The organism is Pseudorhodoplanes sp. (assembly GCF_035565855.1).
Classification (GTDB): domain Bacteria; phylum Pseudomonadota; class Alphaproteobacteria; order Rhizobiales; family Xanthobacteraceae; genus Pseudorhodoplanes.
On sequence record NZ_DATMRX010000360.1, the window covers coordinates 1 to 9,601 of the forward strand.

7 protein-coding genes and 1 pseudogene are annotated in these 9,601 nt (G+C 64.6%); 1 reads left to right on the top strand and 7 read right to left on the bottom strand.

Going from position 1 to position 9,601, the window contains the following annotated elements:
- From VN004_RS20525 to VN004_RS20545, 5 genes are all read right to left on the bottom strand, one after another.
- Nucleotides 1-873 (bottom strand): (2Fe-2S)-binding protein (locus VN004_RS20525; RefSeq protein WP_325614038.1); only part of this gene is annotated, 873 nt, incomplete at its 3' end.
- Nucleotide 874: 1 nt separating this feature from the next.
- The gene (locus tag VN004_RS20530; RefSeq protein ID WP_325614032.1) at nucleotides 875-1,795 is read right to left on the bottom strand and encodes an FAD binding domain-containing protein; all 921 of its coding nucleotides are present in this window, start codon (nucleotides 1,793-1,795) and stop codon (nucleotides 875-877) included.
- A 182-nt stretch (nucleotides 1,796-1,977) separates the two neighbouring features.
- Nucleotides 1,978-3,144 carry a zinc-dependent alcohol dehydrogenase gene (locus VN004_RS20535; RefSeq protein ID WP_325614033.1) on the bottom strand — a complete coding sequence of 389 codons (1,167 nt, stop codon included), beginning with the start codon at nucleotides 3,142-3,144 and terminating at the stop codon, nucleotides 1,978-1,980.
- A gap of 28 nt (nucleotides 3,145-3,172) precedes the next feature.
- Nucleotides 3,173-4,051, bottom strand: a complete 879-nt coding sequence (locus VN004_RS20540; RefSeq protein WP_325614034.1) for an IclR family transcriptional regulator — start codon at nucleotides 4,049-4,051, stop codon at nucleotides 3,173-3,175.
- A 109-nt stretch (nucleotides 4,052-4,160) separates the two neighbouring features.
- Nucleotides 4,161-5,102: a TRAP transporter substrate-binding protein gene (locus VN004_RS20545; protein WP_325614035.1), complete on the bottom strand. Its 942-nt coding sequence runs from the start codon at nucleotides 5,100-5,102 to the stop codon at nucleotides 4,161-4,163.
- A gap of 72 nt (nucleotides 5,103-5,174) precedes the next feature.
- On the opposite strand from VN004_RS20545, the gene VN004_RS20550 reads away from it, so the two are divergent.
- Nucleotides 5,175-6,017 carry a shikimate dehydrogenase gene (locus VN004_RS20550; protein WP_325614036.1) on the top strand — a complete coding sequence of 281 codons (843 nt, stop codon included), beginning with the start codon at nucleotides 5,175-5,177 and terminating at the stop codon, nucleotides 6,015-6,017.
- A gap of 125 nt (nucleotides 6,018-6,142) precedes the next feature.
- On the opposite strand, the gene VN004_RS20555 is transcribed toward VN004_RS20550, so the two are convergent.
- Both VN004_RS20555 and VN004_RS20560 read right to left on the bottom strand, forming a co-directional pair.
- A complete protein-coding gene (locus tag VN004_RS20555; RefSeq protein ID WP_325614037.1) occupies nucleotides 6,143-9,268 on the bottom strand; it encodes an efflux RND transporter permease subunit in 3,126 nt (1,041 codons plus the stop codon).
- A gap of 121 nt (nucleotides 9,269-9,389) precedes the next feature.
- A pseudogene (locus tag VN004_RS20560) lies at nucleotides 9,390-9,601 on the bottom strand (efflux transporter periplasmic adaptor subunit); the annotation flags it as partial.

The window sequence follows — 9,601 nt, forward strand, 5'->3', positions numbered from 1 at the left end:
CAGCGGCTTGTACGCGACCTTGATCTTCGCCAGGGCGCGCCTCGCGGTGACGAGATCCTCCGCCGCGACGGCGGCGACCGCCTCCCCGACATAACGCACCTTGCCGCGCGCCATCACCGGCTGATCGTGAACGAACACGCCGAACCCGTCCTCGCCCGGCACATCGGCACAGGTGATGACGCCTTCGACGCCCTCCATCGCCTCGGCTTCCGAGGTGTCGATCGATTCGATCAGCGCATGCGGGTGCGGCGAGCGCAGCACCTGCATATGCAGCATGTGCGGCATCGTCATGTCGCCGGCATATCTGAGCGCGCCCGATACCTTGCTCGGCGCATCAATGCGGCGGACATTGGCGCCGATAAACTTGCCTTCGGACACATCGGCTTCGGCGAGCGCAGTCGCCGGCAACCGGCCGTTCTGCACGTCGCGCGCCAGCTCGACCGCATCGAAGATCTTCTGATAGCCGGTGCAGCGGCAGATGTTTCCGCCGAGCCGCTCCTTGATCTCCTCGCGGTCGGCAAACGGATTGGCACGCAAGGCCGCGGTCGCGGCCATCACCATGCCGGGAATGCAATAACCGCACTGGCTGGCGCCGGTCTTGTGGAAGGCCTTCTGCAGAACGGAGAGATCGCCCTTCTGCGCCAGCCCTTCGACGGTTTCGATGCTCGCGCCCTGCGCCTTGCCGACCGGCATCATGCAGGACTTCATCAACACACCGTCGACGAAGACCGAGCACGCCCCGCATTCGCCGGCGCCGCAGCCGTCCTTGCTGCCGGTGAGCTGCAACTCGTCGCGCAGGAAATCGAGCAGACGCTGATGGGGCTGCGCGCTGCGCGCGATCTTGCGCCCGTTGACGACGGCTTCGATCCGCATGTCAGGCACAGGCGGCCTCCAGTTCTGCGCTGAACAGATCGGGCTCGGCTCCCGCGCGCCGCGCCGCATTGACGAGCCCGCGCAGCATGAAGCCGCGCACGACGTCGCGGCGGTAATCCTGCCTTGTGCGCGAGCGCACAAGGCTCACCGGCATCTCGGCGGCCCGCTCGAGCCGTTCTGCATCGACCAGTCCCGCCTTCAGGAATTGCTCGACATCACGCAGCCGGTCCGGCACCGGGCCGATCCCGCCAAGACAAAGGCGGACATCGTCGAAACGACGTCCGTCATCGTCGAGCTTCACAAGGGCGGCGAGGCAAACTGTGGAGATCACCAGCGACCGGCGATGCCCGACCTTTTCGAAACTGCCGCCATAGCCTTGGAGCGCCGCGCATTCGATCGCGACGAGAATCTCGTCCTCGGCCAGCGCCGTCTTGCCGGGGCCGGTTACGAAATCGGCGATCGGAAGGCGCCGCGTTTCGATCCGGCCATGTTTTCGGCTTGCAAGCTCGACCACCGCAGCGTGCGCGGCGAGTGGCGGCACACCATCAGCGGCGGGCGAGGCATTCACCACATTGCCGCCGATCGTTGCCGCTTCGCGGAGCTGATCGTCGGCGAACCAGATCGCACAGCGTGGCATCGCCGGCATGGCGCGGCCGAGCGTGGCATCATCGAGAAAGCGCTGGATCGGAGTTGCCGCGCCGAGGCGCACGCTTCTTTCGCTGACGGTGCCTTCGCGCAAATGCGGAATCCTGGCGATGTCGATCAGCACCGGGATATGCACGTCGCCGGCGCGACCCTCGCGCGCCCAGGGCAGGAGATCGGTGGCGCCGGCGACCAGCCGATAGCGCCCGCGATGCGCCTCGATCAGATCGAAGGCTTCGTCGAGCGACTTCGGCGTCAGATATGCGTCGCAGAGAAGCATGGTCGCCACTTGCTCCGTTGTCCCTCCCCTTCAGGAGAGGGTCGGCGAGGACCTTAAGGTCCGAGCCGGGTGAGACGGTGGCGGGAGACTGTGCCCCCCTCCCTCACCCGCCTCAACGCCTTCGGCGTTTCGGCACCCTCTCCCCCGAGGGGAGAGGGAAGAAATGCGCCGCTTGCGCGGTGTTACTCCGCCGCGATCTTCTGCGCGGCGCCCGGCTTCATCTTCACCACCACCTTGATCGCATCCTCGACGCGATCCTTGGCGTAGCGGATCGCGGTGGGCAGATCCTCCAGCGGGAAGGTATGCGTGTGAATCTTCGTCGCGTCGAAGCGCTTCTGCTTCATGAACGCTTCGGCGCGATGCGTTGCGGTTTTTCCTTCGCCACGGATGCCGTAAACGTAGATGTTGTTGCGGACGATATGCGCGATATCGACCGGCGCTTCGCCGTGCGGGAATGCGGCGAGGCAAACCTTGCCGCCGCGATTGACCATCTTCAGCGCTTCGTTGACCGCGTTCGGCGCAGCCGAGCATTCGATGACATAATCGACGCCCTTGCCGCCATTGGCATCCTTCACCGCCTGCACCACGTCATTCACCTTGCGGATGTTGATGACGTGATCGGCGCCGAGTTCCTTGCCGATCTGCAGGCGATTGTCGCGCGTGCCGGTGAGGATCACCGGCTGCGCACCCAACGCCTTCGCGACCGCAACGCCGAGAAGACCGATCGGGCCGGGTCCCGTCACCACAACGCTTTCACCGGCAACGAGGCCGCCGAGTTCGGTCAGGCCATACATCGCGGTGCCCGCGGTGACCACGAGGGTCGCCTCCTCATCCGACATGTCGTCGGGAATGCCGACCAGCGTATTGATGTGGTTCACCTGGTATTCGCAGAAGCCGCCATCGGTGGTGAAGCCGTTGGCTCGGTGGCCCTTGTCGACGTCGCCGTAGTTCAGGCCGTAATTGTGACACGAGGTATACATGCCTTCGCGGCAGCGCTTGCATTGCCCGCAGCCGGCATGGATCTCGACCGTAATGCGCTGGCCGATCTTGTATTCGTCGACGCCCGGTCCGAGCGCGACCACCGTGCCCATATATTCATGGCCCGGCGTGAAGTTCTTGTTGAACGGCATGCCGCCCTGAATCATCGCAGGCGGGCCGTGATAGATGATCTCGAGATCGGTGGCGCAGATCGCAACCGCGTCGATGCGCACCAGCACCTCGGCCTTTTTCGGCACCGGCACGGCCTTGTCGATCAACTTGAGTTCGCCGGGCTCGCCCAGCACCCAGGCCTTCATCGTATCGGGGATCGGAAAATCCGCGCTGGTTTTCACGCCCGCAGGTGCGTACATCGCCCACTCTCCATCAAGAAAACAGTGTCTATTCGACCGCCGCGATCGGCTGCAGCGAACCCGGTTCGCCAAGCTCGGCCGACATCGCCTTGGTGGCAGCGATGACCTCGCGCCGCATCAGGTCGAGATGTTCTTCGGTGGCGCGCATCGTCGGGGTCGACGCGCTGATCGCACCGACCACGGCGCCGGCGTGATCGCGGATCGCCGCGCCGACGCAGATCACGCCCGGCTGAAACTCCTCGCGATCCATGGCAAAGCCGTTGCGCCGGACATGCCGCAATTCTTCGATCAGCGTATCGAAGTCGACGATGGTCTTGTCGGTGAACCGCTTCAGCCCATCGGGCAGCATGCGCCTGATCTGGTCTTCAGGAACCCAGGCGATCATCGCCTTGCCGGTCGCGGTGGCGTGCGGCGCATCGTTGCGGCCGAGCATGCCGGAATCGACGCGCACCGCATGGCGCGCCTCGCGCTTCACCAGCGTGATGATGTTGTCGGCCTGCAGGACCGCGACATGGACGCTCTCGCCGGTGACCTGATTGATGCGATCGATATGGGCCTGTGCGCGGCGCGGCAGATCGACCTGACGCAGACAGGCATGCCCCAGATAGAGCACCCGCGCGCCGAGCGCGTAGGAACGCCGCCCCGGCACCTTGGCGACATAGCCCCAGTTCACCAGAGTCGACAGCAGATGATGACAGGTCGACACGTTGAGGTGGGTGCGGCGGGACAGGTCGGTCAGCGAGGCCTCGCCACCGGCCTCAGCGAGCGATTCAAGAAGCGACAATGCGCGGTCGACCGACTGGATGCTCCCGCGGTGAGGGGATTTCGCGCTTCCGTTCGACAGCTTCGCGCTTCCGTTCGATACGCCGGAAGCAGCGGGAATCGAGCCAATGGCAGTGTCGGACACGGCGTTCCCCCTTGGCAGCTTGTTTTTTATTGCCGGAAGAAAACGGCGGCTGAGGAGCCGAGTCAAGGCTTTTTCGAGATGGTAAAGTTTGGTTTCGCGATATGAAAGTTTATCGCGCCACCATTCGCAGCAAATCGCCGTAGGTCTCCTGCGCATCGGCCATCATGGGATGCACAGCGCGCGCAAAGGCTGCGTGTTCGTCCGGCGTGAGGTCTTCGATCTGGCAGCCTTCGTCCTCGATCGCGCGCCGCGCTTCGCGCTCCTCCTCGATGGCAAGGGCGCGCTGGTACGCCACGGCCTCCGCCGCGACGCGCCGCATCGCGTCCTGCAAGGCTTTCGGCCAGGCATCGAATTGCGCGCGGCAGATGAAGATCGGCCGCGAGATGTAGAAGTGTCCGGTCAGCGTGTGGAAGCGATGATATTTATGCGCGCCATAGGTCACGGTATTGGCGAGCGGGTTTTCCTGCGCATCGATCGTTCCCGCGACGATCATCTCCAGAACTTCGGTCAGGTCGAGCCGCTGCGGCAATGCGCCGAGCAAGGCGAAGGTGCGCTTCTGGATTTCGCTCGGCAGCACGCGGATGGTCATGCCGGCGAGATCGGCCGGGCTGCGCACCGGCCGCAGCCGGTTTGAGATGTGGCGAAAGCCGTTTTCGAACCAGCCGACGATCCGGTAATCCACCTTGTCTTCGATGGCCTGCACGAGCCTTTGACCGAGCTCACCGTCCATGGTGGCGCGCGCCTGATCGCGGTTGGCAAACAGGAACGGCAGATCGACGAGGCCAAGCTCGGGCACCCGGTCGGTGAGATAGCTCGACGATTGATAGCCGAGCGACAGCACGCCGGATTCGACCAGCCAGAGGATGTCCTCCGAGCGATAGCCGAAATCCATGATGTTCCAGACATACTTGATGTCGACCGCATCACCGAACTCCGCGCTCAGCCGGTCGCCCATGAATTTCAGCGCCTTGCTGAATCCGGTCGAAGCCGGGCCGTATCCGCCCATGCGGATCTGGATGGCGCTCGCGCCCTTGGTGATCGATTTATTCATGCCTTCGCCTGTTACCTTGGGGCGCAAACTCGCATACAAGATCGAAACGTCTTTGTTCCGTTATCTGCAATCATGGCTGGACCGCAATCCTTCAAATTGGCCGGTGTGATCGGCTGGCCGGTCGCGCAATCGCGATCGCCGGTGCTTCACGGTCATTGGCTTTCACAATATGGCATCCGCGGCGCCTATCTGCCGCTGCCGGTCAAGCCGGACGCGCTGCCCGATGCGATCCGCGGGCTGCGCGCGCTCGGTTTCTCCGGCTGCAACGTGACGATCCCGCACAAGCTCGGCGTGCTCAAGCTGGTCGACCGCGTCGACCCCGTAGCGGCGCGGATCGGTGCGGTGAACACCGTTGTCGTACAGGACGACGGCACGCTGTCGGGCTTCAACACCGACGCCTATGGCTTTCTCGCCAGCCTGCGCGATGTGACCCCGGATTTCAAAGCCGGCAGCGGGCCCGCTGTCGTGCTCGGCGCCGGCGGCGCGGCACGCGCCATCGTGGTGTCGCTGCTCGATGACGGCGCAACCGAGGTCCGGCTGACCAACCGCACGCTGGAACGCGCGCAGGAGCTTGCCGGAATCGATCCGTCACGGGTGAAGGTTGTGCCGTGGGAGAGCCGCAGCGACGCATTGTCCGGCGCGGCACTGCTCGTCAACACCACGAGCCAGGGCATGGTCGGCTATCCGCCGCTCGACATCGCGCTCGATGCTCTGCCGACGAGCGCGATGGTGTCCGACATCGTCTACAATCCGCTGGAGACGCCGCTCCTCGCCGCCGCGCGCAAACGCGGCAACATCACGGTCGACGGTCTTGGCATGCTGCTGCATCAGGCAGTGCCGGCCTTCGAGGCGTTCTACGGCGTGCGGCCCAAGGTCTCGGCCGACCTGCGCCGCGCGGTGGAAGCGACGCTTTAGGCTGTCATTCCGGGGCGCATGCGAACCCGGAAATCCAGATGCCTCCCCGACTGACAGGATTCCGGGTCCCCGCTTTCGCGGGGACGAACGGAGATCGAGCCCCCGCCAGGATCAAGCAGCCGCGCTCAATTCGCCGCTGCCGCTTTCCTTCCCTTCCACCACGCGCGCAGCTTCGCCATTTTCGCGACCCGCCACTCGGCGCCGTTGGCGATCAGCATCAGCGCGGCCGGCGTGACGACCAGCGTCAGGATGGTCGCAAAACCAAGCCCGAACACGATCGCGGTCGACAGCGAAATCCACCATTGCGTCGCTGGCGCGCCGACCGTGACCTCGCGCAGGATGAAGTCGAGATTCACGCCGAACGCGATCGGCAATACGCCGAGAATGGCGGCGCCCGCGGTCAGCACCACCGGGCGCGCACGCTCGCGGCAGGTTTCGAGAATCGCCTCGTAGGCCGCCATGCCCTCGTGCCGCAGGCGATCGTAGGTGTCGATCAGCACGATATTGTTGTTCACGATCACGCCCGCATTGGCGATGATGCCGATGCCGGTCATCACCACGCCGAACGGCTGCGCCATCACAAGAAGCCCGACGAGGACGCCGATGGTGGACAGGATCACCGCGCTCAACACCAGCCACACCGAGGTCAGCCGGTTGAACTGCGCGAGCAGGATCGCAAAAATGAGGAAGATCGCGGTGCCGAACGCACTCATGAGGAAGGCCGAGGCCTTCGCGCGCTCTTCGTCCTCGCCCTTCATCTTGAAGGTTACGCCGGCGCCGAGATCGGTCTTCGCTAGCTCGGCAAGAATCTCCTGCTGCACCTTGGCACTCTGCACGCCTTCGGCGACGTTGGCGGAGACCGTCATCACCCGGTTGCCGGCGACCCGATTGATGTAGCCGACGCGCGGCGCCGGCATCCGCTTGACGAAATTGCCGATCGGCACCTGGCCGGATTGCGTCTGCACGCGCAATTCGTCGATCTGGTCGAGGCTGCGCCGGTCATTCGGGAAGCGCACAAGGATATCGACCGCCTTGTCGCTGTCGGCCGGACGATATTCGGTGACCTTCACGCCGTTGGTGACGAGCTGCACCGCGGTGCCGACCGTGTTGGGGCCGGCGCCGTATTTCGCCGCTTCCGCCTTGTCGACGTCGATCTTCCAGTCGATGCCGGGCAGCGGCAATCCGTCGTCGAGGTCGCGGATGTCGCTGCGCTTGGACAGAATGCCCGCCACCTGCTTCGCCACCCCCGGCAGCACTTCCGGATTGAGCGCGCCGATCTGCACCTGGATCGGCTTTCCGGTCGGGGGGCCTGCGCGCGGCGCGGTCACTTCGACCAGTACGCCGGGAATGTCCGCGGTCTTGGCGCGGATCGCATCCATGATCTTGCTGGCGGGCTCGCGGTGCTGCCAGTCGCCGAATTCGAACTGGATCACGCCAATGGTGTCTTCGGTGATCTCGTTCGAGCCGCGCGGCTGCTCGCCGACGCGGGTATAGACGGTGCGGATGCCCGGATAACCGAGCACGTCCTTCTCGACCCGCGCGAGCACGCGGTCCTTCTCTTCCAGCGAGATGTTGCCGCGCGCATGCACGATGACCTGGCCGTAATCCGGCTCGACGCTCGGGAAGAATTCGACGCCGCGCCCGAGCTTGCCGTAGGCCATCGACACCGCGATCAGGAGCGCGAAGGCAAGGCCGAGCGTCGCACCGGGATGGCGCAGCGCGAGCTTCACCATGCGCATATAGGGGCCGCGGTCGGAGGCGCGCTCGTCATGCGGGACCGGCGCCGCCCGGCCGAGCAACGCGCCGAGCGTCGGTGTGAAGAACAGCGCCACCACAAGCGAAGCCGACAGCGTCGCGATCAGGGTGATCGGCATGTATTTCATGAATTGGCCGACCACGCCCGGCCAGAACAGAAGCGGCGAGAAGGCGGCGACGCGCGTTGCGGTCGCCGCGATCACCGGACCGGACATGCGCTTGGCTGCGAGCGAATAGGCTTCCTTCGGCGGCATGCCTTCCGCCATCCGCCGCTCGGCAAATTCCGAGACGATGATGGCGTCGTCGACCAGCATGCCGACCGCGAGGATGAGCGAGAACAACACCACGATATTGATGGTGAGGCCTGCGAGATGCAGCCCCAGCACACCCGCGAGGAACGACGCCGGGATCGCGATGCCGATGAACAAGGAGGCGCGGAAGCCAAGCGCGAACAGGATGATGACCACGACCAGCAGCACGGCGGTCGCGACCGCGTTCTGCAGGTCCGCCAGCATCTGGCGGATGACCTTCGACTTATCCTGCGTGAACGTGACCTGCACCGACGCAGGCCAGGTCGCTTTGAGCTTTTCAACCGCGGCTTTCACGCCGTCCACGGTCTCGATCAGGTTCGCGCCGGTCCGCTTGGACACTTCGATGGTCATGGCGGATCGGCCATTGACGCGGGTGATCGAGGCCGCGTCCTTGAATGTCGGCTTGACCTGCGCGACATCGCCGACCGTAACCGAAGCGCCCGACGTTGCCGCCACCGGGACTTTCAGCACGTCCTGCGGTTTCTCGATCAGGCCCGGCACCTTCACGGCGAAGCGGCCGGTGCCGCCTTCCAATGCGCCGGCGGCGATCAGGCTGTTCGAGGCATTCACGGTCGAGATGAGCTGGTCGAGCGAGACGCCGTAGCTCTTCAGCAGCATCGGTTCGACGATGATCTCGACCGCCTCCTCGCGCGAGCCGCGCAGTTCGGCGGAAAGGACGCCCGGCACCTGCTCGATCACGTTCTTGGCATTGCGCGCGATGCGCAAAAGCGAGCGCTCCGGCATATCGCCGGACAGCGCGACGACCAGCACCGGGTAAAGCGACAGATTGACCTCGGTCACCACCGGCTCGTCGGCGTCGCGCGGCAGATCGCGCTTGGCCTGATCGACCTTGGCGCGCACATCGGCGAGCGCCGCCTTGGAATCGAAGCCGGCCTCGAATTCAAGCAGCACATAGCCGCCGCCTTCAAACGCGGTGGACCGCATTTCCTTGACGTTGCCGACCGATTTCAGCTGCGTTTCGACCGGGCGCAGCAGAAGCCGCTCGGAATCTTCCGGCGAGATGCCGCGCTGGGTGAGCTGCACATAGATGATCGGGATCTTGACGTCCGGCTCGGACTCTTTCGGGATCGTGCGATAGGACACAAAGCCCGCGAGCAGCAGGAAGATCAGGGTCGCAATGGTCAGCCGCGAATGGCTGATGGCGTAATCGATAAGCTTGAACATCAAATCATCCTCAATCCGCCTCATCCTGAGGAGCGCCAAAGGCGCGCCTCGAAGGATGGGGCGGCCCTCGTCCTTCAAGACGGCGGCTTCGCCGCCTCTTCAGGAGGAGAGCCGAGAGAAATTATCGAGCCGCGCCCACCGCGACTTCGGCAGGCACTGCAACCACCTTTTGGCCTTCGCGAACGAAATCCTGGCCCTGCACAATCACGCGCGCCCCGTCCGGAATGCCGGCGACCCACATATGATTCTGATCGTCCTCGACTACGCTGATCGGAACGAAGTCGACACTGGCGCCGCCGTTCACGACGCGCACACCAAGATCGCCCGATGCCG

Bases quoted from the DNA above. Each gene is read 5' to 3' on its own strand.
- VN004_RS20530 (WP_325614032.1), bottom strand. From the start codon at position 1,795: ATGCTTCTCTGCGACGCATATCTGACGCCGAAGTCGCTCGACGAAGCC.
- VN004_RS20535 (WP_325614033.1), bottom strand. From the start codon at position 3,144: ATGTACGCACCTGCGGGCGTGAAAACCAGCGCGGATTTTCCGATCCCC.
- VN004_RS20545 (WP_325614035.1), bottom strand. From the start codon at position 5,102: ATGAATAAATCGATCACCAAGGGCGCGAGCGCCATCCAGATCCGCATG.
- VN004_RS20550 (WP_325614036.1), top strand. From the start codon at position 5,175: ATGGCTGGACCGCAATCCTTCAAATTGGCCGGTGTGATCGGCTGGCCG.
- VN004_RS20555 (WP_325614037.1), bottom strand. From the start codon at position 9,268: ATGTTCAAGCTTATCGATTACGCCATCAGCCATTCGCGGCTGACCATT.